The sequence below is a fragment of the Stenotrophomonas sp. YJH_SMC_10 genome (genome assembly GCF_059371555.1).
This window is the reverse complement of sequence record NZ_JCAFUS010000020.1, coordinates 1-22354: the sequence shown is the minus strand read 5'-3', so window position 1 is coordinate 22354 and position 22354 is coordinate 1. Positions and strand designations below refer to the sequence as shown.

Here is a 22354-nt window from a genome sequence, read left to right as displayed (position 1 = left end):
GCCGAGCCCATGCTTGGCTGATGCCGGTGATCCGGTGTAGATCCACGCCATGCGTGGATGTCCGCGCGAACAGGTGGGGTCAGAGCCCCTTCGGGGATCCGACCCCGAGGTCACAGCCAGGGCAGGATCCAGTGGTCCACCAACAGGAAGGCGAACAGCGCCATCAGGTAGACGATGGAGTAATAGAACATCTTCATCGAGAACAGCTCGTCCGGCGGGTCCAGCATGCGCCAGGCGTACCAGAGGAACACGGCATTGAGCACGATTGCGCCGCCCAGGTAGAACGCACCGCTCATGCCCACCAGGTACGGCAGCAGGCAGACCAGCGCCAGCACCACCGAATACACCATGATCTGCCTGCGGGTGTGCACCACGCCGTGGGTCACCGGCAGCATCGGGATCTCGGCCTTGGCGTAATCCTCACGGCGGAAGATCGCCAGCGCCCAGAAATGCGGCGGCGTCCAGATGAAGATGATCAGCACCAGCAGCGACGAGTACGCCCAGTCCGACGAACCCTGCATGCCGGTCACCGCGGCCCAGCCCAGCATCGGCGGCATCGCCCCGGCAAGGCCGCCGATGACGATGTTCTGCGAGGTCGCACGCTTGAGGTACACGGTGTAGATCACCGCGTAGCCGATCAGCGAGGCGAAGGTCAGCACCGCGGTGATCAGGTTCACCCACAGCACCAGGAGGGTCATCGACAGCACGATGAGCACGCCGGCGAACACCAGCACCTGCCATGGCTTGACCTTGCCCACCACCAGCGGCCGCCACGAGGTGCGCGCCATCTGCGCATCGATGTGCGCGTCCAGCAGCTGGTTGATCGCGGCCGCGGCCGAGGCCGCCAGCCAGATGCCGAGGAAGCCGAGCAGGCCGGCGCGCACCTGCTCCCAGCTGGGCACGCCCGGAATGGCCAGGACCATGCCGACCAGCGCGGTGAACACGATCAGGGCGACGACCTTGGGCTTGGTCAGGTCCCAGTACTGGCGGTAATTGGAAAACATGGAATCAGTCCGGGGCACGCAGGCGGGCCAGCAGGCTGACCAGCACGAACAACAGGGCAACGGCCACGCCGTTATGGGCCACGGCCACTTCCAGCGGCAGTGCCAGCTTCACATTGAGGATGCCGAGCGTGACCTGCAGCACCAGCAGCGCGATCAGCGCACTGGCCCAGCCACGCATGCTCGGCAAACGGAACAGGCGCACGCCCAGCCACAGCAGGTAGACGGCCACCACCATGGCGAACAGGCGATGGGCCATCTGGATGGCGATACGCGAGGCGCCATCGAGCACGCCGCCTTCGTAATCCACGCCGATGCCACGCCACAGCGTGAAGCCTTCGACGAAGTTGTGCTGCGGCCACCACTGGTTGGCGCAGCGCGGGAAGTTGTCCAGCGAGGCGCTGCCACCGCCGCAGGCCAGCGCCGCGTAGTTGGCGCTGACCCAGCCGCCCAGGGCGATCTGGGTGACCAGCACGGCCAGGCCGATGCGCAGCAGCCACTTCAGCTTCGGCGCCTCGGCCAGGGTGATCGGCATGTGCGTGGCACGCCATGCCATCCAGGCCAGCAGCGCGAACATCAGCATGCCGCCCAGCAGATGGCCCATCACCACGATCGGCTTGAGCAGCAGGGTCACCGTCCACATGCCCAGCAGGGCCTGGAAGATCACCACCGCCAGGGTCAGCAGTGCGGCGCGCGCCAGGTCGATGTTGCTCCAGCGCAGCGCGGCGATCAGCAGGATCGCCTCGCCGATCAGGGCCAGCGCGCTGGCCGTTCCATGCCAGCCCATCATGTACAGCGGTATGCCGGCGGCCACCAGCACGCAGGCGGTCACCACCGCCGTGGTTCCAAAGCGGCGCTTGCGCGTGGCCAGCAGGGCCAGGGTCAGGATCTCGATGCCCAGCGCGCCGGCCAGGAAGCGGTGCACCTGCTCACGCCAGGCCTTGTGGGTCTCCAGCGGGCGGATCTCCGCCGCCGGGTGGCCGATGGTCTCTTCCACGTGCTGCGGCCAGGTGGCCTGCCCGTAACAGGTCGGCCAGTCCGGGCAGCTCAGGCCGGCATCGGACAGGCGCACGAAGGCGCCGAACATGATCGTGCTCGCCGTCATGATCATGGCGAACCACGCCAGGCGGTGGAAATTGCGGTGCAGCGCCGGACGCGCGGAAAGGCTCATCAAACGGGACTCACTTCAGTTTCAGCAACGTGGCCATGTCCTTGCGCAGGCCACCCAGGTCGGTGCCGGGGGCATGGCGCATGATCACGAAGCCGTTCGGATCGATCACGTAGACCGGCAGTCCAGCCGGATCATCGACGCCGGGCAGCGCCGCGCGCAGGGCTGGCGACGGAGCCAGCGGCCGCAGCGCGGGCAGCGAGGCGATCGACGCCGGTGGCGTTCCCAGCCACAGGATCTCGACATTATCGGCGTTATGGCCGAACAGCTGCCACACCTTGCCCAGTCCCTGCGACAAAGTGACGCACTGCGCGTCGCAGGCACCGGGCGGGGCCACCAGCAGGCGCCAGGTACGGGCTTCGGGGTTCCACGGGTACGGCTGGCCATTGGCCAGGGTCGGTGCCTGCTGGCGCAGGTCCACCGGCGGCTGCAGCAGCTGGCCGGCGTTGCGGTGCCCGGTCGGCTGCCAGCCGGAGAAGCGCAGCACCGCCGCCAGTGCCATCGCCCCGAAGAACACGGCAAACAGCAGCACCAAGGTCCGGCGGCCGGAACCGCGCGCCTGCGGGGACGTAGCAGTGTTCATGCGGGGTATTTTCTCATGGTTGAGCAAGGGATGCGGGTGCGGTACCCCGGTAGTGCCGGCCGCTGGCCGGCATCCAGGATTGCGGGGGATGCCGGCCAGCGCCCGGCACTACCGGGCCACAGCACGTCGCCTGCGCCACTCCAGCACCAGCGCCACCACCAGCACGGTCAGCGCCAGGCCGAACCACTGCACGGCGTAACCCAGGTGGCGCTGCGGCGGCAGCGTGTTGGGCAGCAGGTCCAGGTCGCGTTCGTCGCCGAAGGGCAGCGCCGGATCCAGGCGCAGCACGCGCTCGGGCAAGGCCGGCAGGCCCAGCGCCGCCGCCAGGCCCTCCGCCGGCAACCGGCTGGCCAGCCAGCGCCCGGCCTCGCCGGTGGCAGAGAACGCCGGCCCCAGCGCCAGCCCGGCCGACGGCGGCGGCGCCAACAGCCCGCGCACGGCCACCGGCGAAGGCGGCGACGGCACCTCCGGCAGCGTGCGGTCCGGCGGCAGCGCGCGCCAGCCGAGGTCGACCAGCAGCACGCGGCCTTCGTCACTGCGGAACGGGCGGTAGATCTTTACCCCGGCGCGGCCGTGCCGGGTCTGGTTGTCCAGCAGCACCACGCCGGGCAGGAAGCGGCCATGGTCGGCCACGCCATGCAACGCGCCCGGTGCGGCCAGCGCCTGGGCCAGCGACAGCGCCTGAGCCACCGCTGGCCCCTGCGCAACCAGCAGCGCCTGTTTGGCATGCATGCGCTGCAGCTGCCACAGCCCCAATGCGGTGAATCCGGCCATCGCCAACACGGCCAGCAGCCACCCGATCACGCGCGTGTGCTGGCGCATCATGACAAGTCCGCGCAAACGCGGTCAGATAGGCGCATCCACCCTGCCCTCGAGCCGCGCATGAGTGATTCGCTGAAGACCCTGCTGGTAATCGCGTTTCTGATCGTCATCGTCTGGAATCTGGGCGCCGGCCTGTATTACCTGCTGGTCGACCGCGGCCAGACCAAGCGCACGGTCAACGCGCTGACACGTCGCATCGCGGTGTCGGTCGCGTTGATCCTGCTGGTGATCGTGAGCATCTACATGGGCTGGATCAAACCGCACGGCATCGGCGGCTGACGCCGCAGCCGCCGGGATCAAAGCACGTAGACGAACATGAAGAGCATCAGCCACACCACGTCGACGAAGTGCCAGTACCACGCGGCGGCTTCGAAACCGAAATGGTTGTCGCGGGTGAAGTGCCCCTTGGCCGAACGCAGCCACATCACCACCAGCATGATCGTGCCCAGCAGCACGTGCGCGCCGTGGAAACCGGTCAGCATGAAGAACGTCGAACCGTAGATGCCCGAGCCCAGCGTCAGGTTCAGTTCCTTGTAGGCGTGGAGGTACTCCTCTGCCTGCAGGGTCAGGAAGCCCAGGCCGAGCACCACGGTCAGGCCCAGCCAGATCAGCAGCTGGCGGCGGTTGCCGGCCTTCAGTGCGTGGTGGGCGATGGTCAGGGTCACGCCGGAGGTCAGCAGGATGAGCGTGTTGATCAGCGGCAGCCCCCAGGCCGGGATGGTCTGGAACGCACCACCGATCGCCGCCGGGCCATTGGTCGGCCATCCGGCGGAATAACCCTGCCAGAGCAGCTCGTTGGTCATCACCCCGCGGCCTTCGCCACTGAGCCACGACAGGCCCAGGTTGCGGGTGTAGAACAGCGCGCCGAAGAAGGCACCGAAGAACATCACTTCGGAGAAGATGAACCAGATCATCCCCATCCGGAACGAACCATCGACCTGGTGGTTGTAGCTGCCCGCCTGTGACTCGCGCACCACGTCGCTGAACCACCAGAACAGGGTCAGCACCAGCATCGCGATGCCGACGTAGAACGTCCAGCGCCCCCAGCCGGCATCGTTGAGCCAGCTGGCCACGCCCACCATGGTCACCATCATCGCGATGGACCCCACGAAAGGCCATTTGCTCTGGGCCGGGACGAAGTACACGTTGGCGTCGGTCGGTGTCTGGGCCATGTCGGTATCCGGGTCAGGGTGCGGCGTGCGCGCCGTCCGAGGTGGCGGCCGGGGCCAGCCGATCGGACAACGCGTCGTTGCGGTAGAAGGTGTAGGACAAGGTGATCGTCTTGATCTCCGGCGGCAGGTCCGGATCGACGATGAAACGCACCGGCATGTCGCGCTTCTCGCCGGCCTGCAGCGTCTGCGCGGTGAAACAGAAACACTCGGTCTTGCTGAAGAAGCCCGACGCACGCGCCGGTGCCACCGAAGGCACCGCGCTGCCGACCACGGCCTGCGCGCTGTCGTTGCGGGCGAAGTACAACGCCTCGTTGAGTTCGCCGGGCACCACATCCATGGTCAGCTGCTCGGGATGGAACGACCACGGCAGGCGCGAATTGACGCCGCCGTCGAACTCCACGCGCACGGTGCGCTTGCCCGCCGCCGCGCCTGCACTGGCTTCCCCTCCGGGACCGCGCTCCAGGCGCACGCCGAACACCTTTTCACAGGCAATGCGGTACAGCGGCACCAGCGAGAACGTCAGCAGGAACACCGCCACCGCCACGCCGATCAGGCGCGGCAGCCCGGCACTGGGTGAGGGCGTGCTGGCCGGCGCCTCGCTCATCGCCCGATCACCCCGCTGAGGATGAAGCCGACATAGACCAGTACGGCGATGGCGCCGACCCACATCGCCGTGCGCTTCGCACGCTGGCGCTGCTGCTCGATGCTTCCGCCCTGGTAGAGCCGACCGCTGGTCGGCTGCTCTTCATTGTTGTAGAGCCGACCGCTGGTCGGCTGCTTCTCATCCGCCGAACATGGCTCGACTCTACCGATCGGGAGCGGGCTCTCGTTATGCATGCCCCACCTCAATGCGTGATGTCGTCATGTGCCAGGTCCCCCGGGCGGAGGGTCGGCGGCGTGGTGAAGGTGTGCGCCGGTGCCGGCGACGGCAGCGTCCACTCCAGCCCGCGCGCGCCTTCCCAGGAACGGGCCTCGGCCTTCTCACCGTTGCGCAGCGAGGACAGCAGGATCGCGGCCATCATGAACGGGGTGACGAACATGCCGAACGCGCCGATCGAACTGATCAGGTTCCAGTCGGCAAAGGCCACGCTGTAATCGGGAATGCGGCGCGGCATGCCGGCCAGGCCGAGGAAATGCTGCGGGAAGAACAGCAGGTTGACGAACACGATCGACCACCAGAAGTGCACCTTGGCCCACTTTTCGCTGTACATGCGCCCGGTCCACTTCGGCCACCAGTAGTACACCGCAGCGATCAGCGCGAACACCGCGCCGGTCACCAGCACGTAGTGGAAGTGGGCGACCACGAAGTAGGTGTCGTGGTACTGGAAGTCGGCGGCGACGATCGCCAGCATCAAGCCGGAGAAGCCACCAATGGTGAACAGGATGACGAAGGCCACCGACCACAGCATCGGCGCCTCGAACGTCAGCGAGCCGCGCCACATCGTGCTGACCCAGTTGAACACCTTCACCCCGGTCGGGATCGAGATCAGCATGGTGGCGAACATGAAATAGATCTCGCCGCCCAGCGGCATGCCCACGGTGAACATGTGGTGGGCCCAGACGATGAACGACAGGAACGCGATCGCGGCGGTGGCGTACACCATCGCCTGGTAGCCGAACAGCGGCTTGCGGCTGAAGGTCGGGATGATCTCGCTGACCACGCCGAAGGCGGGCAGGATCATGATGTAGACCTCGGGATGCCCGAAGAACCAGAAGATGTGCTGGTACATCACCGGGTCACCGCCACCGGCGGCGTTGAAGAAGCTGGTGCCGAAGAACTTGTCGGTCAGCAGCATGGTCACCGCACCGGCCAGCACCGGCATCACCGCGATCAGCAGGAAGGCGGTGATCAGCCAGGCCCAGCAGAAGATCGGCATCTTCAGCAGGTCGATGCCCGGCGCACGCATGTTGAGCACGGTGGCGATGATGTTGATCGCGCCCATGATCGAACTGATGCCGGCCACGTGGATGGCGAACACACTGAAGGCAACGTTGTAGCCACCCTGCAGCGACAGCGGCGGGTACAGCGTCCAGCCACCGGCCGGCGCGCCACCGGGCAGGAACAGGGTCAGCAGCAGCAGGCTGAAGGCCACCGGCAGCAACCAGAACGACCAGTTGTTCATGCGCGGCAGCGCCATGTCCGGCGCGCCGATCTGCAGCGGGATCATCCAGTTGGCGAGGCCGACGAAAGCCGGCATCACGCCGCCGAAGATCATCACCAGTGCATGCACGGTGGTCATCTGGTTGAAGAACTCGGGCTTGACGAACTGCAGGCCCGGCTGTGCCAGCTCGGCGCGGATCACCACGCTCATCGCCGCGCCGATGATGAACATGATGAAGCTGAAACCCAGGTACAGCGTGCCGATGTCCTTGTGGTTGGTCGAGAAGAACCAACGCTCGAAGAAACTCTGCTGGTGATGGTGATCGTCGTGCCCAACTGCCGAGTGCGCCATTGCAAAACACCTCTCAGAATCGGTTGTCACCACGGCCGCGGGCGGCCGCGGGCTTTACATCACGCGCCGCTGGCTGCGGTGGCAGGTGCGCTGCCCGCTGCTGCAGCAGCAGGCGCAGCCGGTGCCTCGCCCGCCGGTGCAGCCGGTGCAGCCGGTTCGGCCGGTGTCGCAAGCGTGGCCGGCTCGGCAGCCGGCGCCGGCTTGCGCTGCGCCAGCCACTGCTTGAAGTCCTCCTTGGACACCGCCTCGACCACGATCGGCATGAAGCCGTGGTCCTTGCCACACAGCTCGGCGCACTGGCCGCGGTAGACGCCGGGCTGCTCGATGCGGGTCCAGGCTTCGTTGATGAAGCCGGGGATGGCGTCCTGCTTCCAGCCCAGCGCCGGCACCCACCAGGCGTGGATCACGTCGTCGGAAGTGATGACGAAGCGGACCTTGGTATCGACCGGCAGCACCAGCCGGTTGTCGACATCCAGCAGGTAATGCGGATGGCTTTCGCGGGTCGGCACGATACCGCTCTGCCGTACGCGGTCGGACTCGCGGTCCAGGCGGCTGGTGAAGGTGACGTTCTCGCCGAGGTATTCGTACTTCCACATCCACTGGTAGCCGGTGACCTTCACCGTCATCTCGGCATCGCGGGTGTCGTACATCTTGATCAGGTTGGCCGTGGCCGGCCATGCCATCACGATCAGGATGATCACCGGGATCACCGTCCAGATCACTTCGGCCTTGGTGTTGTGGCTGAAGGTGGCGGCGACCGCGCCCTTGGATTTGCGGAACTTGAAGATGGCGTAGGCCATCGCCCCGAACACGATGACGCCGATCACCGTGCAGATGATCAACGAGAGGTTGTTCGATTCCCAGGCCAGGCGCGAGGTCTGGGTCACCCCCTTGCCCATGTTCAGCTGCCACGGCTTGGGATCGGCCGCCTGGGCCCAGGCCAACGCCGGAACCCATCCCCCGGCCACCATGGCGGCGACCGCTGCAACGCACTTCGTGCCCCACCTGCTGCTTTGCTTCATTGCCTAGACCCTTAGCGTCGTCGGTGGCCGCCATCGCTGGCGGCGAGCAAGCTTTCAAGTGTCTCTGCGAGCGTCTGGCGTTCGGCCGGCGCGAGGAAACTCCCCACCTCCACCTGCCGGCCGCTGGATGCCAGCCGGACCCTCTCATCGTCGGTGAGCAGGCGCACCCAGTGCGGGTGGGCCCGGAACACCGGCGATCCACCGGGTACGGGGATGACCTCCACGTACGCCGGCACTACCCGGATCTCCTCCTGCCGTTCACCGCTGCGCCACAAGGCACGCAGCGCGGCCGCCAGCACCAGGCTGTACAGCAGCGCGAACAGGGGGGCGAATGCATTGCCGGCCCACCACCCGAGGGCGGACACCAGCCACATCGCACCCGACAACACGGTGAACAACAGGACGAACTGCCGGGCATCGAGCGCCCGTGGGGGACGCAGCCGCAGCTGCGTACCTGACCCATCCGGAGCTGGAAGCACCTCGATCATGTCGCAACCGCGTTCCTGCCGCGGGAAACGTCTCGATGGTAGCCCCGCCCTCTCGCCGGTAGCAAGGGTGCATTCACACTTTTTCCGATGCTGCAACACAGCATGAGGTCGGCGGCGCGAATGACGAATTCAGCACAAAAGTTGACGGGCATGCTGAACACGCTGAATCCACCACCGCTACGGGCTATGAGCCCTTCACGAAGGGCGCTTCGGGGCACTTCCGGAACCCGCAAAAATGATTAAAATCGCCAAGTTTTCCATTGGCCGGACCGGCATGAACGCACCTTCCTCTTCCCCTGCCGCCAGTGACGCTCCGCGTCCGGGCGCGCTGCTGTCGCCGGAACTGCCGGCGTCCCCCAACCCGTTCCGCCAGGCCATCACCGACGCCTGGTTGAAGGACGAGGCCAGCCACGTCCGCGACCTGCTGGCGCAGGCCCGCCTGCCCGCCGAGGAACAGGCCCGGGTGCAGGCGCTGGCCGCCGACCTGGTCGGCCGCGTGCGCGTGCGCGCCAAGGACCAGGGCGCCATCGAAGCCTTCATGCGCCAGTACGACCTGGGCAGCGAGGAAGGCGTGCTGCTGATGTGCGTGGCCGAGGCACTGCTGCGCATTCCGGACCAGGACACCGCCGACAAGCTGATCCGCGACAAGCTGGCCGATGCCGACTGGGAAAAACACCTCGGCGGCAGCGACTCGGTGCTGGTCAACGCCTCCACCTGGGGCCTGATGCTGACCGGCAAGCTGGTGCAGATGAACGACGCCACCCGCGCCGACGCGCCCAGCGCGTTCAAGCGCCTGGTCGGTCGCGTCGGCGAGCCGGTGGTGCGCCTGGCCGTGCGCCAGGCGATGAAGATCATGGGCCACCAGTTCGTCATGGGCCGCACCATCAGCGAAGCCCTGGCGCGCTCGCACAAGGGCGACAACGCCAGCTACCGCTATTCCTTCGACATGCTGGGCGAAGGCGCGCTGACCATGAAGGACGCGCTGCGCTACCTGGAAGACTACCGTCGCGCGATCCACGCCATCGGCGGCGATCACAAGGCCCGCGGCGGCCGCCCGGACGGCGACGTCAACAACGCGCCGGGCATCTCGATCAAGCTGTCGGCGCTGTACCCGCGCTACGAGCACGCCAAGCGCGAGCGCGTGCTGAAGGACCTGGTGCCGGGCGTGCTGGAACTGGCACAGCTGGCCAAGAGCTACGGTATCGGCTGCACCGTCGACGCCGAAGAATCCGACCGCCTGGAACTGTCGCTGGACATCATCGAGCAGGTGTTCTCCGACGCCTCGCTGTCCGGCTGGGATGGCTTCGGCGTGGTCGTGCAGGCCTACCAGAAGCGCACGCCGTACACGATCGACCACCTGGCCGACATGGCGCGCCGCGCCGGTCGCCGCCTGCAGGTGCGCCTGGTCAAGGGCGCCTACTGGGATGCCGAGATCAAGCGCGCGCAGATCGAAGGTTATCCGGGCTACCCGGTGTTCACCCGCAAGCAGAACACCGACGTGTCCTACCTGGCCTGCGCCAAGCGGCTGTTCACCCATGCCGACGCGATCTACCCGATGTTCGCCACGCACAACGCGCACACCATCGCGGCCGTGCGCAGCATTGCCAACGGCGGCGTGTACGAGCACCAGAAGCTGCACGGCATGGGCGACGACCTGTACGCCGAAGTGGTGCCGGCCGACCGCCTGGGCCTGCCCTGCCGCGTGTACGCCCCGGTCGGTTCGCACGAAGACCTGCTGCCGTACCTGGTGCGCCGCCTGCTGGAAAACGGCGCCAACTCCAGCTTCGTCAACCGCATCACCGACGAGCGCGTGCCGATCGCCGACCTGATCCGCGATCCGGTCGAGATGGTCGCCTCGTTCGCTTCGATTCCGCATCCCAAGATCCCGCTGCCGGTTGACCTGCTGCGCAGCCAGAACCACGACAGGAAGAATTCCATGGGCGTCAACCTCGCCAACGACAACGAACTGCGCGCCCTGGCCGAGCAGATCAACGCCGCGGTGAAGCCGTGGCAGGCTGCCCCGCTGGTGCCGGGCGCCAGCCCGGCCGGCGCCGCGCTGCCGGTGACCAATCCGGCCGACACCCGCGAGGTGGTCGGCCAGTGGCTGGCCGCCGATGCCGCCACCGTGCAGAAGGCCCTGGCCAACGCCGTGGCTGCGCAGCCGGCCTGGAACCGCACCCCGGCCGCCAGCCGCGCCGCCATCCTCGAGCACGCCGCCGACCAGCTGGAAGCGCGCATGCCGGAGTTCATGGCGCTGTGCGTGAAGGAAGCCGGCAAGAGCCTGCCCGACAGCATCGCCGAAGTACGGGAAGCCGTGGATTTCCTGCGCTATTACGCCAAGCAGGCACGCGAGCAGTTCAGCCACGCCGAGAAGCTGCCCAGCCCGACCGGCGAGTCCAACGAACTGCAGCTGCATGGCCGCGGCGTATTCGTCTGCATCAGCCCGTGGAACTTCCCGCTGGCGATCTTCCTGGGCCAGGTGGCCGCTGCCCTGGCCGCCGGCAACAGTGTGATCGCCAAGCCGGCCGAGCAGACCAACCTGATCGGCTACTACGCGGTGAAGCTGCTGCACGACGCCGGCGTGCCGGCCGAGGTGGTGCAGTTCCTGCCGGGCGACGGCGCCACCGTCGGTGCCGCGCTGACCGCCGACCCGCGCGTGGCCGGCGTGGCCTTCACCGGCTCCACCGATACCGCCCGTGCCATCAACCGCGCGATGGCCGCCCGTGACGCCGCCATCGGCGTGCTGATCGCCGAGACCGGTGGCCAGAACGCCTTCATCGCCGACTCCTCGGCGCTGCCGGAACAGCTGGTCAAGGACGCGATCGGTTCGGCCTTCACCTCCGCCGGCCAGCGTTGCTCGGCCGCGCGCGTGCTGTTCGTGCAGGACGACATCGCCGACAAGGTGATGACCATGCTGGCCGGCGCGATGAAGGAACTGAAGGTCGGCAACCCGGGCCTGCTGTCCACCGACGTCGGCCCGGTGATCGACGCCGATGCGCTGAAGATCCTGCAGGACCACGCCAAGCGCATGGACCGCGAAGCACGCCTGATCGCCGCTGCCGAGCTGTCGGCCGACACCGCCCACGGCACCTTCTTCGCGCCGCGCGCTTACGAACTGAAGGACCTGGGCCAGCTGCAGAAGGAAGTGTTTGGTCCGGTCCTGCACGTGATCCGCTGGAAGGGCGACCAGCTCGATGCGGTGATCGACCAGATCAACGCCACCGGCTACGGCCTGACCCTGGGCGTGCACTCGCGCATCGACGAGACCGTGGACCGCATCAGCAATGGCGTCCATGTCGGCAACGTCTACGTCAACCGCAACCAGATCGGTGCGGTGGTCGGCGTGCAGCCGTTCGGCGGCCAGGGCCTGTCCGGCACCGGCCCGAAGGCCGGCGGCCCGCACTACCTGCTGCGCTTTGCCACCGAAAAGACGGTGACGGTGAACACCACCGCCGCCGGCGGCAACGCCTCGCTGCTGACCCTGGGCGACTGATCGCCGGCTTGATGCGGCAAACAAGAAACCCCGCGAACGCGGGGTTTTTTGTGCCTTGCTTCCTGCTCGGCTTTCCTGGCGCGGCCGAGCGTGGGCTCGGCTCTACAGAGGCTGGGCCACACTGAACCGATTGTCAGCCCGCGTCGCCAGCTCGCGCTGCACGCGTGCGATGCGCGTTTCCAGGTCGCCCTCCAGCAGCACATGCTCGACACCCTCTGCCTGCAACTGCTCCAGGTACCACGCATGCTGCTGCGCCCGGAATGCCGCCCCTACCCGGGTGCCATCCTGGTCAAACGGAATATCAGGCGAGCACAGGAACAGCAGGTCGTAGCGTCGTCGTGCCGCCTGCCGCAGTGCCTCCGGCGCCGTGCCAAACATCCAGCCGCTATAGCCCAGCGTCACCAGCGGCGTGGTATCGCAGAACAGCCAGCGATGCGCCCGCCGCGCAGCCTTGTCTTCATGCTGCGGCTGGGTCATGGCGATGCGAAGCAGATCGTCCGGCACCAGGTCGCCGCCCTGCTGCTCCCAGAGCGTGCGGCCATACTCCGGCACCCACGCGGTCTGCAGGCGTTCGGCCATCACCCGCGCCAGCGTGGTCTTGCCACTGGACTCGCCACCAATGAAGGCCACGCGCTGCACGTAGTCCTCATACACCTGCGGTGCGAGCCCATGGCGATGCGCATGCGGATCGGTGCGCAGCTGGGTGCCGCTGGCTTGGCCGACATCCCGCGTGCGCTCCAGCCGTTCATGACGTACCGGCGCATCGAAGTGCATGGCCAGCGCCTGCGCGAAGCCGTCGCCGTAGTCCTCACCGGTGTACACCGCCTGCACCGGCCCACCGAACAGGCTCAGGCACAGCCAGGCGGTGAACTCGCGCTGCACGTGCTCATCGTCGCTGTCCTGCGGCAACGTGCGAACCGCTGCGCCCCGCTGCACGCACAATGCCGCCAGCCGAACATCGTCAAGCACCGCCACCGTGGCCTGCGGAAACCGGGCGCGCAGCCAACGCTCTCGGCGCACAGCGCTGTAGCCGGGGAAGCCCGGCTGCGACCAGCCGATCACCAGCAGCTGCTGGCAACGCGTGGAAGCGAATTCGATCAGGCGCTCGTGGCCAAGGTGCAGCGGGCAGAACTTGCCCACCACCAGGCCGCGGGCAACGCGCTCAGGCGGCGGCATCGGCTGCCTTGGCCTCGGTCTGCATCAGATGTCGCCAATGGCGCAGGGCGACCAGCGCGTTTATCCAGAAACCGATGTAGAGGATCGAGGTCAGGTGCAGGCCACGGCTGTAGTACAGCGGCACCGCCACGGTGTTCACCAGCAGCCACACCCACCACGATTCCAGCTTGCGTCGCATCATCAGGATCTGCGCGATCACGCTCAACACCAGCACTGCCGAATCGATGTAGGGCGCATAGGCGTTGGTCAGTCGGGTCAGCATCCAGCCGTAGCCTAAGGTGGCCACTACCGCCAGCGGCGCCAGCCAGGCCCAAGCACGTGGGCGCAGCGCGGTGATCGGCAGCGGCGCGCCATGGTCACCACGCAGCCATTGCCACCAGCCCACCACGCTGATGGCGATGAAGAAGAACTGCAGCACCATGTCCGCGTACAGGTGCGAGCGTTCGAACACGGCGGCGAACAGTGCGCAGCCAACGATGCCCAGCCACCAGGTATGCACGTTGTTGCGGCCGGCCAGCAGGATCGAGCCGGCAACGGCGATGTTGGCAGCCAGCTCCAGCTGGAAGTTCGGATCGGACAGGTTCATCGCGCCATTGTCGCGTAGATCCACGCCCGCCGTGGATGCTGCGGCGCTCCCCGCAAAAGGAAAGCCCCGCTTGCGCGGGGCCCTCCGTGTACTGCGTCAGGCCAACGCCCGATTCAGAACTTGTACTGCAGCGAAGCCGCCAGCACGTCGCCGCTGACCTTGTACTTGCCGGTCACGGTGTTGCCGGTGGCCGAGGTCGAGGTGATGTTCGGATCCTTGGTGAACAGGTGGGTGTAGCCCACGCTGTATTCCATCTTGTCCGAAGCGGCGTAGGTCATGCCCAGCGACAGCCACTTGCGGGTGGTGTCCGGCACCCGCACGTCGCGGTGGGCATCGGTGGTCGGGGTCTGGTCATAGGCCAGGCCGCCGCGCAGGGTCAGCTTGTCGTTCACGCGGAAATCGGTACCGATCGACGCGAAGGTGGTGTCACGGTAGTGGAACGGCAGCACGCTGTCCGGCTGGTTGGAGTCGTAATCGACGACGACCTGGTCGAACTTGCTCCACGCGGTGCGCGTGACTTCAGCCATGATCTGCCACTGGTCGTTCACGCGGTGGGTGAAGCCCACGGTGGCGCTGGCCGGCAGGGTGATGGTCGCGCGACCATTGCTGTCGATGAAGGTACCCGGGGCAGCCGTGGCCAGGAAGGCCGCCGCATTCTGCGGAATGGTGAAGTCCGCCTTGCCGTCGGTGATCTTGTGCTCGACCTTCGAGCGGTAGCTGAAGGCGATGTTGGTGCCTTCCACCGGGGTGACGGTCATGCCCAGGGTGTAGCCGACCGACACTTCATCGCCCTTGATGCGCAGGTAGCCATCGGCGGTGCCCGGCGAGAAGCCGAGCTGGGCGGCCTGGCGTGCAGCCGCCTGCGACGCCGCCGCAGCCTGGGCCGCGGTGCCGCCGGCAGCCAGCACACGCGCCGCAGCGGTGCGCTGGGCAGTGGCGTTGATCGCGGTGCCGGTGTCGACAGCGCTGGTCAGGTCGACGTTCAGGCGCTCGGCGAACACCGACGCACCGAACGACAGGTACGGGTTGACGTCATAGGAGAACGCCACGCCCAGGTCGATGGCCTGCAGCTCGGTCTTGACGCCGTTGTAGCGGCCGACCCAGTCGCGGTCGTATTCGGTCTTGAAACCGAACGGCACGGTCAGCGAAGCACCGAAGTGCATGTTGTCGTTCTCGCCGAACGGCACGTGGAAGTACGCGGCCGGAACCGGGGCGATCATGCCGGCGTCGCCGCCGTTGCCGCCGGAAATCGGCGCGCCGTTGGCGTACTTGCCCTGGCCGCGGAACTTGGCGCCGAAGCTGATGGCGCTGACGTCGCCCTGGACCAGGGTGCCGTCGAGCAGGCGCATGGACGCCGGGTTGGTGGCGATGACCGAGGCGTCACCTTCGGTCGAGGTGGAGCCGGCGAACGCGCGGCCCAGGCCCTTGGCGCTGTTTTCCTTCAGCTGGAAGGCGGCAGCATTGGCATCGGCGGCGGCCAGCGCACCGGCAACGCCGACGGCCAGCAGGGTCAGTCGGGCAATGGTGGAAGCGGTTTGCATCGTAGTTCTCTCTCTCCGGTAAGCGGTGATGGTGCTCTGAGTGCGCCTGCGCCCGACCGGCCCTGAAGCCCTTCGGAGCGCGCCGGATTCCCCTCCCGACATACGACGCCGTATGCGAGTATTACCCAGAGCCGTTAATGAAACAATAACAGCGCAGCCGGTTTTCCCGTCTCAAAAGCTGAACAGGACAGTCCCCGCCGAAAGCGGCGCACGCTAGGCTATTGGCATGTTCGTCTCGCTCCCGTCCCGCAAGAAGGCGGCCCTGCGCTGGGCCACGCCCGTGCTGTTCGCGTCACTGTGGCTGGCGTTCCTGTGGTCGATCTCGCGCCCGGACGACGCCCGCAACAGCCTCTGGCTGGACTGGGGCGCCCTGTCCACCGGCCTGACCCACCCGCTGGACTGGTGGGCGACCCTGCAGGACGGCAGCGTGCTGCGCCTGTTCACCGCCCTGTTCCTGCACGCCGACTGGTCGCACCTGCTGGGCAACCTGGTGTTCCTGCTGATCTTCGGCCTGCCGGCCGAGCGGGTGCTGGGGCCGTGGCGGCTGCTGCTGCTGTTCCTGGTCGGCGGCGCGGTATCGAACCTGGTGGCGATCTACACCATGGGCAGCCCGGACCAGATCATCATCGGCGCCAGCGGCGCGGTGTCGGCGCTGATCGGCGCGTATCTGGCCCTGTTCCCGGGTGCGCGGCTGGGCGTGGTGATTCCGCTCGGGCTGTTCCTGGAGTTCGTGCGGGCCCCGGCCTACCTGTTGATCGGTGTCTGGGCCGCGCTGCAGGTGGTGTTCGCCCACATCGGTCCCAGCTTCGGCATGGTGGCGTGGTGGGCGCACATCGGCGGTTTCGTGTTCGGCGTCGTGTACGGAGTCTACGTGCGGGCTGCGATCGCGCGCCGCCTGCGCAAGCGGCACGGGTTCTGACCCCTGGTAGCGCCGGCCGCTGGCCGGCTCCACGCTCACTCGCCCGTTCGTAGATCAGTCGAGCATGGCTCGACTCTACAGAATCAGGGCTTGGCTGGGACCGGAGCGGGCTTTGCTTCCGGCTTTGCTTCCGGCTTAGGTTCGACCTTCGCTTCCGGCTTCGCCGCAGCGGCCTTCGCCGCCTTGGCCGCATCCGCCTTCGCGGCTTCGGCCTTCAACCGTGCGGCCACCGAACCGGGGTTCTTCAGCTCGGCCAGCGCGTCGTTGATCGGGCCGTCGCCCGGCAGCACCGCACCGGCGTGGTAGCCCTCGGTGCCTTCGTCATCGCCGCGCAGATGGCCCGGCAGGGTGGCTTCGCTGTAGTCGCTCAGGCTGGCCGGCAGTGCATCCTCGGCCGGCGTGGCGGCGGGTTTCAGCTCGACGTCCGGCACGATGCCGGTGGCCTGGATCGATTTGCCGCTGGGCGTGTAATAGCGCGCGGTGGTCAGCTTCACCGAATCGCCATTGTCCAGCGGCAGCACCGTCTGCACCGAGCCCTTGCCGAAGGTGCGGCTGCCGACCACACGCGCGCGCTTGTTGTCGCGCAGCGCACCGGCCAGCACTTCCGATGCACTGGCCGAGCCGGCATCGGCCAGCACCACGACCGGCGCGCCCTTCAGCAGGTCGCCCGGGGTCGCGTCGAAACGGGCGTCGCTGATGCTGATCCGGCCACGGGTGCTGACGATGTTGCCCTTGTCGAGCAGATCGTCGGCCACCTGCACGGCGGCCGTCAGCAGGCCACCCGGGTTGCTGCGCAGATCCAGCACCAGGCCCTTGAGCTGGCCACCCGACTGCTTCTGCAGCTGCTGCACGTGCTTCTGGAAGTCCGAACCGGTATCGGCCTGGAACGTGCTCAGGCGGATATAGCCATAGCCCGGCTCGAGCAGGCGGCTGCGCACGCTGGTCACGCGGATGGTCTGGCGGGTGAGGCTGACATCGAACGGCTTGGGCCTGCCTTCGCGCACGATGGTCAGCACCACCTTGCTGCCGGCCGGGCCGCGCAACGGCTCGCTGGCATCGATCGCACTGATCGGCTTGCCGTCGATGGCGATGATCAGGTCACCGGCAAGGATGCCGGCCTTGGCCGCCGGCGTGTCGTCGATCGGCGAGATCACCTTCATGCTGGCGTTGTCCGGCTGCTGCTGCAGCTCGACACCGATGCCGTCGTAGGCGCCATTGGCCTGCTCGTCGAAGGCCTGCGCATCTTCCTTGTTGAAGTAGGTGCTGTGCGGATCGAGGTCGAGCAGCAGGCCACGCACGGCCGACTGCATCAGCTTCTTGTCATCGACCGGATCGACATAGGCCGCACGCACCGCGTTGTAGACGGCCACGAAGCGGCGGATTTCCTCCAGCGGCACCTTCGAGGTCACCGCCTCCTCGCTGTTCGCTGCCTGCCCGCCGGTTTCCTGGCTCGGAGCGGGCGCGGTCTGCTGCGCCCAGGACAGCGCTGGCAACAGGGCCAGCAAGAGGGTGGCGGTACGGGCTGCGCGCATGGAGCACTCCTGTCGACGTTGGCATCGTGCTCAAGGCACATGGGCCGATTATGCGCGAAGCACGGCTAAATTCCCGTTGAATCCGCCGTGCATGCGGCGAGCCCGGGTTCAGCGCCGCTGCAGCCAGCTGTCCGGATTGACCGGCTGCCCGCCACGGCGCAGCTCGAAGTACAGCGCGGTCACGCCCTGGCCGCCGGAATTGCCGACCTTGGCCACCGCATCGCCACGGCTGACCCGCGCGCCGGCATCCTTCAGCAGGGTGTCATTGTGCGCGTACAGGCTCATGTAGCCGTTGCCGTGGTCGACGATCAGGATCATGCCGTAGCCGGTCATCCAGTCGGAGAACACGACGGTGCCATCGGCCACGGCCGTGACCGTGCTGCCGGCTGGCGCGCCGATCAGCACGCCGCTGCTGGTGCGGCCGTCGGGCAGCTTGCCGCCGTAGCGCGCCAGCAGGTTGCCGGACAACGGCCAGCCCAGGCCACCGACCTTCGGCGCCGGTGCCGATGCCACCGCAGGCGGCACCTTGGTCGGCGGCGGTGGTGGCCGGCCCTGTGCCGCAGCCTGGCGCGCGGCACGCTCGGCGGCGGCCTTCTCCGCGGCCGCGCGGCGCGCAGCGGCCCGGCGCTCGGCCTCCGCACGGGCCGCAGCAGCACGCAGGTTGGCCAGCAGTGTTTCCAGCGCCTTGGCGTCCTGGCCCAGCGCCTGTTCCTTCTCGCGCTGGTCCTTGAAGCGCTCGTCCAGCGAGGCCACGGTCCTGGCGCGATCGCGACGGTCGGCTTCCAGCGCCGCAGCCTGCTGCTTCTGGTCCTGGTGCGCGCCCTGCAGCTTCTGCTTGCGCTCGGCGATCTGCGCCTGCAGCGCTTCCAGCTCCTTCAGGTCAGCGGTCAACGCGGTGATGCGCTGTGCCCGCTCGCGTTGCAGGTAACGATGGTAGGCCAGGGCACGATTCGCATCGGCCACGGTGTCCTGCGACAGCAGCAGTTTCAGCGGTGCGTGGTTGCCCAGCTGATAGGCCGCGCGCAGCAGCCCGGCCAGTTCGCGGTGCTGCTGGGCGAGGTTACTCTGCAGGGTGCTGCGGCGCTGCTCGGCCTGGGCCAGGGCCTGGGCCTGCTCGCGCAGCGCCGCTTCGGTCTGCGCAAGCGCGCGCCCGGTGCGTGCCACCTTCTCGTCGGCCTCGCGCAGCTGCTGCGACGCCTGCCCGCGCTGGCCCTCGATCTGCCGTCGCTCCTGCGCCACGCCCTTCAGTTCGGTGCGCAGTTTCTGCAGCTTGCGCTCGGTCTCGCGGGTGGTCTGCGCAGCACCCGGCAGCGGCAGGGCCAGCGCCATGGCCAGCCCCAGCAGCAGGCAGCGACCGCCGCGGGCAGCGGCGATGTGATGTCGGCGTGATGGGAAGACGTTGTCGCGCAAGGGCTTTCCAGTGACTTCAGGCAGTTGCGGGGGCTACCAGGGAATGGTGACATCTCCGCACGCGGCCTGCCAGCCGCACATCTCTCGAGGTCTCCATGAAAACTCTTTCCATTCCGCTGCTGTTGGGCGTACTGCTGGCCACCGGGCCGGTCTGTGCCCAGGAGAACATCAGCAAGGTCAACGGCAGCATCAGCGCCGAACCGGGTCAACGCTACGGCAAGCTGGACACCGTCAACGGCGGCATCCGCATCGGCGAAGGCGTCGAGACCGGCAGCATCGACACCGTCAACGGTGGGGTGAAGGTTGCCGACCGCGCCCGCACCGGCAAGATCGAAACGGTCAACGGCGGTGTGCGCCTGGGGCGCGAAGTGATTGCCAGCGGCGGTGTCAGCACCGTCAACGGCAGCATCTTCAGCGATCGCGGCAGCCAGATCGAAGGCGGCGTCGAGACCGTCAACGGCGGCATCGGCCTGGTCGAGAGCCGCGTCGGCAAGGATGTGGAGACCGTCAATGGTGACATCACCGTCGGTATCGGTTCGCAGGTCAACGGCGGCGTGCATGTGCGCAAGCCGAACTTCAGCATCTCGCTGACCGCCAGCCGCAAGCCCCGCGTGATCATCGGCCCCAACGCGGTGGTCCGTGGCCCGCTGCAGTTCGAGCGCGAAGTTGTGCTGTACGTGCATCGCACCGCGCGCATCGGGCCAGTCACCGGTGCCGAGCCGATCCCGTTCGACAGCGAAACCGCCCCGGCCGACTGAACCCGCCGGAACCGCCGCTTCGGTGATACTCGCGTGTACCGGCCGCGCCTGTGTGCGGCCGCCCTTTGTTTTCCAGGAATCGACGATGCCCCGCAAACTCCTCCTGTGCCTGGCCGCTGCGGCCGCGCTCAGCGCCTGCAAAGGCGAAGACACGCCGGCCACCGCGCCGGCCACCGATACCGCTGCGGCGAAGCCCGCCGCCCACCAGTTCTCGCCAGAAATAAATGCCGGCGACTTCGCCGAGATGGTCAAGACCCTGGCCTCGGATGAGTTCGAGGGCCGCGCCCCGGGCAGCAAGGGCGAAGAACTGACGGTCAACTACATCCGCGACCAGATGCAGCGCATCGGTCTGCAGCCCGGCAACGGTGACAGCTGGTTCCAGGACGTGCCGATGACCGAGACCACGGCCGACGAATCGACCGTGCTGAAGATCACCCAGGGCGGCAAGACCACCGAACTGAAGTTCGGCACCGACATGGTGGTGGGTACCCGGACCGGCCAGGCGGAGGTCAAGATCGATGCCAGCGACCTGGTGTTCGTCGGCTACGGCGTCGACGCACCGGAACAGAAGTGGAACGACTACGCCGGCCAGGACTGGAAGGGCAAGACGGTCGTGATGTTCGTCAACGATCCGGGCTTCCATGTTGACGACGCGAAGCTGTTCGACGGCAAGCGCATGACCTACTACGGCCGCTGGACCTACAAGTTCGAGGAGGCCGCGCGCAAGGGCGCCGCCGCGGCACTGATCGTGCACGACACCGCCGGCGCTTCCTATGGCTGGGACGTGGTGAAGAACTCCTGGGCCGGCCCGCAGTACGACCTGCCGGCCAAGGATGACCCGGACGCCCGCATTCCGGTGCAGGGCTGGCTGAGCGCCGACGCCGCCAAGGCGCTGTTCGCCGGTGCCGGCCTGGACCTGGCCCAGGCCTACAAGGACGCCAGCAAGCGTGGCTTCAAGCCGGTGCCGCTGAAGGCCACCGCTACGGTCGACCTGAAGAGCCAGATCGCGCAGAAGCAGTCGCGCAACGTGGTGGGCGTGCTGCCGGGCAGCAAGCGTGCCGACGAGGCCGTGCTGTACATGGCGCACTGGGACCACCTGGGCAAGCACGAGGGCGAGACCGGTGACAACATCTACAACGGCGCCGTCGACAACGCGACCGGCGTGGCCGGCATCCTCGAAGTGGCCGAAGCCATGTCCCACCAGGATCCGAAGCCGGAGCGCTCGGTGGTGTTCCTGGCGGTGACCCTGGAAGAGTCCGGCCTGCTGGGTTCGAAGTACTACGTCTCCCACCCGACCTTCCCGCTGGACAAGATCGCCGGTGTGATCAACATCGACGCGATGTCGGTGGCCGGCCGTGCCAAGGACGTGACCGTCACCGGCTTTGGCAGCTCGGAGCTGGAGGACATCCTCAAGCCGCTGGCTGCTGCCCAGGACCGTACGCTGCATGGCGAGACCGCGGTGCAGAGCGGCTTCTACTTCCGCTCGGATCACTTCAACTTCGCCAAGGCCGGCGTTCCGGCCCTGTACGCCGATGGCGGCGAAGACCTGCGCGAGGGTGGCGTGGAGGCCGGCCGCAAGGCCGCGGCGGACTACGGCGCCAACCGCTACCACGGCCCGAAGGACGAGTTCGACGCAGCCACCTGGAAGCTGGACGGCACCGTCGAGGACCTGCAGCTGATGTATGGCGTGGGCAAGGAACTGGCCGCAGGCGATCGTTGGCCGAACTGGTATGCAGGCAATCCGTTCAAGGCCGCCCGCGACGCGATGATGAAGGACAAGGCCCCGGCCAAGTAACAGCGGGCCTTGCTCGACTGAACATGATTCAAGCCTGAGCGGCGCCCCACGGGGCGCCGCTTTTCTTTTGCGTACCGTCGGCGGCTCATCCACGGTTGGTGTGGATCTGCCGGTAGTGCCGGCCGCTGGCCGGCAATCGATTGGTAGCGGCCAACCTTGGTTGGCGTCATGCCTCCTCGCGGAGGGCATCCACGCATGGCGTGAACCTCCCGGGACGATGCTGGGCCATGGGGTTGCCGGCCAGCGGCCGGCACTACCCGCTGTTCTGCGCACAAAGAAAAACCCCGCTGCGCAAGCAGCGGGGTTTTGGGTGTAAACCCTGGCGATGACCTACTCTCGCATGGCTTGAGCCACACTACCATCGGCGCAGCTGCGTTTCACTTCCGAGTTCGGGATGGGATCGGGTGGTTCCACAGCGCTAATTTCACCAGGGAG

Annotated in this window: 20 protein-coding genes and 1 rRNA gene; 5 read left to right on the top strand and 16 right to left on the bottom strand. The window is 67.3% G+C overall.

What is annotated here, in order from left to right; genetic code table 11:
• Positions 1 to 110: 110 nt before the first annotated feature.
• The 4 genes from cyoE to AC5P9C_RS18875 form a co-directional block, all read right to left on the bottom strand.
• The gene (gene cyoE, locus AC5P9C_RS18890) at positions 111 to 1004 is read right to left on the bottom strand and encodes a heme o synthase (RefSeq protein WP_049465359.1); all 894 of its coding nucleotides are present in this window, start codon (positions 1002 to 1004) and stop codon (positions 111 to 113) included.
• A 4-nt stretch (positions 1005 to 1008) separates the two neighbouring features.
• Positions 1009 to 2172 carry a COX15/CtaA family protein gene (locus AC5P9C_RS18885; protein WP_049465361.1) on the bottom strand — a complete coding sequence of 388 codons (1164 nt, stop codon included), beginning with the start codon at positions 2170 to 2172 and terminating at the stop codon, positions 1009 to 1011.
• Positions 2173 to 2182: 10 nt separating this feature from the next.
• Complete coding sequence (locus AC5P9C_RS18880; protein WP_049465364.1) at positions 2183 to 2752, bottom strand: redox-active disulfide-containing membrane protein; 570 nt, start codon at positions 2750 to 2752, stop codon at positions 2183 to 2185.
• Positions 2753 to 2860: 108 nt separating this feature from the next.
• Positions 2861 to 3577, bottom strand: coding sequence for an SURF1 family protein (locus AC5P9C_RS18875; RefSeq protein WP_057494751.1), 717 nt, complete (start codon positions 3575 to 3577; stop codon positions 2861 to 2863).
• A 57-nt stretch (positions 3578 to 3634) separates the two neighbouring features.
• Between AC5P9C_RS18875 and AC5P9C_RS18870 the strand changes: the two genes are divergently transcribed.
• On the top strand, positions 3635 to 3853 hold the full coding sequence (locus AC5P9C_RS18870; RefSeq protein WP_005412025.1) for a twin transmembrane helix small protein: 219 nt from the start codon (positions 3635 to 3637) through the stop codon (positions 3851 to 3853).
• A gap of 17 nt (positions 3854 to 3870) precedes the next feature.
• Here AC5P9C_RS18870 and AC5P9C_RS18865 read toward each other — a convergent pair whose 3' ends face one another.
• Genes AC5P9C_RS18865 through AC5P9C_RS18840 form a run of 6 tightly spaced genes read right to left on the bottom strand, consistent with a single transcriptional unit; the run spans position 3871 to position 8709 of the window.
• Complete coding sequence (locus AC5P9C_RS18865) at positions 3871 to 4746, bottom strand: cytochrome c oxidase subunit 3 (RefSeq protein WP_049465368.1); 876 nt, start codon at positions 4744 to 4746, stop codon at positions 3871 to 3873.
• Positions 4747 to 4759: 13 nt separating this feature from the next.
• Positions 4760 to 5350, bottom strand: coding sequence for a cytochrome c oxidase assembly protein (locus tag AC5P9C_RS18860; protein ID WP_182067845.1), 591 nt, complete (start codon positions 5348 to 5350; stop codon positions 4760 to 4762).
• Positions 5347 to 5583: a hypothetical protein gene (locus AC5P9C_RS18855; RefSeq protein WP_064237508.1), complete on the bottom strand. Its 237-nt coding sequence runs from the start codon at positions 5581 to 5583 to the stop codon at positions 5347 to 5349. The genes AC5P9C_RS18860 and AC5P9C_RS18855 overlap by 4 nt, the downstream gene beginning before the upstream one ends.
• Positions 5584 to 5591: 8 nt before the next feature.
• Positions 5592 to 7199, bottom strand: coding sequence for a cytochrome c oxidase subunit I (ctaD, locus tag AC5P9C_RS18850; RefSeq protein ID WP_049465376.1), 1608 nt, complete (start codon positions 7197 to 7199; stop codon positions 5592 to 5594).
• A 59-nt stretch (positions 7200 to 7258) separates the two neighbouring features.
• Positions 7259 to 8221, bottom strand: coding sequence for a cytochrome c oxidase subunit II (gene coxB, locus AC5P9C_RS18845; RefSeq protein ID WP_343542032.1), 963 nt, complete (start codon positions 8219 to 8221; stop codon positions 7259 to 7261).
• Positions 8222 to 8232: 11 nt separating this feature from the next.
• The gene (locus AC5P9C_RS18840) at positions 8233 to 8709 is read right to left on the bottom strand and encodes a DUF2244 domain-containing protein (RefSeq protein ID WP_049471508.1); all 477 of its coding nucleotides are present in this window, start codon (positions 8707 to 8709) and stop codon (positions 8233 to 8235) included.
• A gap of 274 nt (positions 8710 to 8983) precedes the next feature.
• On the opposite strand from AC5P9C_RS18840, the gene putA reads away from it, so the two are divergent.
• A complete protein-coding gene (gene putA, locus AC5P9C_RS18835; protein WP_343542035.1) occupies positions 8984 to 12202 on the top strand; it encodes a bifunctional proline dehydrogenase/L-glutamate gamma-semialdehyde dehydrogenase PutA in 3219 nt (1072 codons plus the stop codon).
• A 102-nt stretch (positions 12203 to 12304) separates the two neighbouring features.
• Here putA and AC5P9C_RS18830 read toward each other — a convergent pair whose 3' ends face one another.
• From AC5P9C_RS18830 to AC5P9C_RS18820, 3 genes are all read right to left on the bottom strand, one after another.
• A complete protein-coding gene (locus tag AC5P9C_RS18830; RefSeq protein WP_343542037.1) occupies positions 12305 to 13378 on the bottom strand; it encodes an AAA family ATPase in 1074 nt (357 codons plus the stop codon).
• Positions 13365 to 13964, bottom strand: coding sequence for a nicotinamide riboside transporter PnuC (gene pnuC / locus AC5P9C_RS18825; RefSeq protein WP_343542040.1), 600 nt, complete (start codon positions 13962 to 13964; stop codon positions 13365 to 13367). Before pnuC ends, AC5P9C_RS18830 begins: the two co-directional genes overlap by 14 nt.
• Positions 13965 to 14077: 113 nt before the next feature.
• Positions 14078 to 15505 (bottom strand): outer membrane protein transport protein, encoded by a 1428-nt coding sequence (locus tag AC5P9C_RS18820; protein ID WP_057494742.1) that lies wholly within the window; start codon positions 15503 to 15505, stop codon positions 14078 to 14080.
• Between the two features lie 226 nt (positions 15506 to 15731).
• Between AC5P9C_RS18820 and AC5P9C_RS18815 the strand changes: the two genes are divergently transcribed.
• Positions 15732 to 16424, top strand: a complete 693-nt coding sequence (locus AC5P9C_RS18815) for a rhomboid family intramembrane serine protease (protein ID WP_049471500.1) — start codon at positions 15732 to 15734, stop codon at positions 16422 to 16424.
• Positions 16425 to 16507: 83 nt separating this feature from the next.
• On the opposite strand, the gene AC5P9C_RS18810 is transcribed toward AC5P9C_RS18815, so the two are convergent.
• Both AC5P9C_RS18810 and AC5P9C_RS18805 read right to left on the bottom strand, forming a co-directional pair.
• A complete protein-coding gene (locus tag AC5P9C_RS18810; RefSeq protein ID WP_414615275.1) occupies positions 16508 to 17956 on the bottom strand; it encodes a S41 family peptidase in 1449 nt (482 codons plus the stop codon).
• Positions 17957 to 18064: 108 nt separating this feature from the next.
• Entirely contained in the window at positions 18065 to 19285 is a 1221-nt protein-coding gene (locus AC5P9C_RS18805) for a murein hydrolase activator EnvC family protein (RefSeq protein ID WP_254918132.1), read from the bottom strand.
• Between the two features lie 176 nt (positions 19286 to 19461).
• Between AC5P9C_RS18805 and AC5P9C_RS18800 the strand changes: the two genes are divergently transcribed.
• Together AC5P9C_RS18800 and AC5P9C_RS18795 are read left to right on the top strand one after the other, a co-directional pair.
• Positions 19462 to 20124 carry a DUF4097 family beta strand repeat-containing protein gene (locus AC5P9C_RS18800; protein ID WP_049471493.1) on the top strand — a complete coding sequence of 221 codons (663 nt, stop codon included), beginning with the start codon at positions 19462 to 19464 and terminating at the stop codon, positions 20122 to 20124.
• A gap of 85 nt (positions 20125 to 20209) precedes the next feature.
• Positions 20210 to 21919, top strand: coding sequence for a M28 family metallopeptidase (locus AC5P9C_RS18795; RefSeq protein WP_343543517.1), 1710 nt, complete (start codon positions 20210 to 20212; stop codon positions 21917 to 21919).
• A 317-nt stretch (positions 21920 to 22236) separates the two neighbouring features.
• On the opposite strand, the gene rrf is transcribed toward AC5P9C_RS18795, so the two are convergent.
• Positions 22237 to 22351, bottom strand: a 5S ribosomal RNA gene (rrf, locus tag AC5P9C_RS18790).
• Positions 22352 to 22354 lie beyond the last annotated feature (3 nt).

Coding starts and splice junctions, on each gene's coding strand:
- cyoE (WP_049465359.1), bottom strand. CDS start 1,004: ATGTTTTCCAATTACCGCCAGTACTGGGACCTGACCAAGCCCAAGGTC.
- AC5P9C_RS18885 (WP_049465361.1), bottom strand. CDS start 2,172: ATGAGCCTTTCCGCGCGTCCGGCGCTGCACCGCAATTTCCACCGCCTG.
- AC5P9C_RS18880 (WP_049465364.1), bottom strand. CDS start 2,752: ATGAACACTGCTACGTCCCCGCAGGCGCGCGGTTCCGGCCGCCGGACC.
- AC5P9C_RS18875 (WP_057494751.1), bottom strand. CDS start 3,577: ATGATGCGCCAGCACACGCGCGTGATCGGGTGGCTGCTGGCCGTGTTG.
- AC5P9C_RS18870 (WP_005412025.1), top strand. CDS start 3,635: ATGAGTGATTCGCTGAAGACCCTGCTGGTAATCGCGTTTCTGATCGTC.
- AC5P9C_RS18865 (WP_049465368.1), bottom strand. CDS start 4,746: ATGGCCCAGACACCGACCGACGCCAACGTGTACTTCGTCCCGGCCCAG.
- AC5P9C_RS18860 (WP_182067845.1), bottom strand. CDS start 5,350: ATGAGCGAGGCGCCGGCCAGCACGCCCTCACCCAGTGCCGGGCTGCCG.
- AC5P9C_RS18855 (WP_064237508.1), bottom strand. CDS start 5,583: ATGCATAACGAGAGCCCGCTCCCGATCGGTAGAGTCGAGCCATGTTCG.
- ctaD (WP_049465376.1), bottom strand. CDS start 7,199: ATGGCGCACTCGGCAGTTGGGCACGACGATCACCATCACCAGCAGAGT.
- coxB (WP_343542032.1), bottom strand. CDS start 8,221: ATGAAGCAAAGCAGCAGGTGGGGCACGAAGTGCGTTGCAGCGGTCGCC.
- AC5P9C_RS18840 (WP_049471508.1), bottom strand. CDS start 8,709: ATGATCGAGGTGCTTCCAGCTCCGGATGGGTCAGGTACGCAGCTGCGG.
- putA (WP_343542035.1), top strand. CDS start 8,984: ATGAACGCACCTTCCTCTTCCCCTGCCGCCAGTGACGCTCCGCGTCCG.
- AC5P9C_RS18830 (WP_343542037.1), bottom strand. CDS start 13,378: ATGCCGCCGCCTGAGCGCGTTGCCCGCGGCCTGGTGGTGGGCAAGTTC.
- pnuC (WP_343542040.1), bottom strand. CDS start 13,964: ATGAACCTGTCCGATCCGAACTTCCAGCTGGAGCTGGCTGCCAACATC.
- AC5P9C_RS18820 (WP_057494742.1), bottom strand. CDS start 15,505: ATGCAAACCGCTTCCACCATTGCCCGACTGACCCTGCTGGCCGTCGGC.
- AC5P9C_RS18815 (WP_049471500.1), top strand. CDS start 15,732: ATGTTCGTCTCGCTCCCGTCCCGCAAGAAGGCGGCCCTGCGCTGGGCC.
- AC5P9C_RS18810 (WP_414615275.1), bottom strand. CDS start 17,956: ATGCGCGCAGCCCGTACCGCCACCCTCTTGCTGGCCCTGTTGCCAGCG.
- AC5P9C_RS18805 (WP_254918132.1), bottom strand. CDS start 19,285: ATGGCGCTGGCCCTGCCGCTGCCGGGTGCTGCGCAGACCACCCGCGAG.
- AC5P9C_RS18800 (WP_049471493.1), top strand. CDS start 19,462: ATGAAAACTCTTTCCATTCCGCTGCTGTTGGGCGTACTGCTGGCCACC.
- AC5P9C_RS18795 (WP_343543517.1), top strand. CDS start 20,210: ATGCCCCGCAAACTCCTCCTGTGCCTGGCCGCTGCGGCCGCGCTCAGC.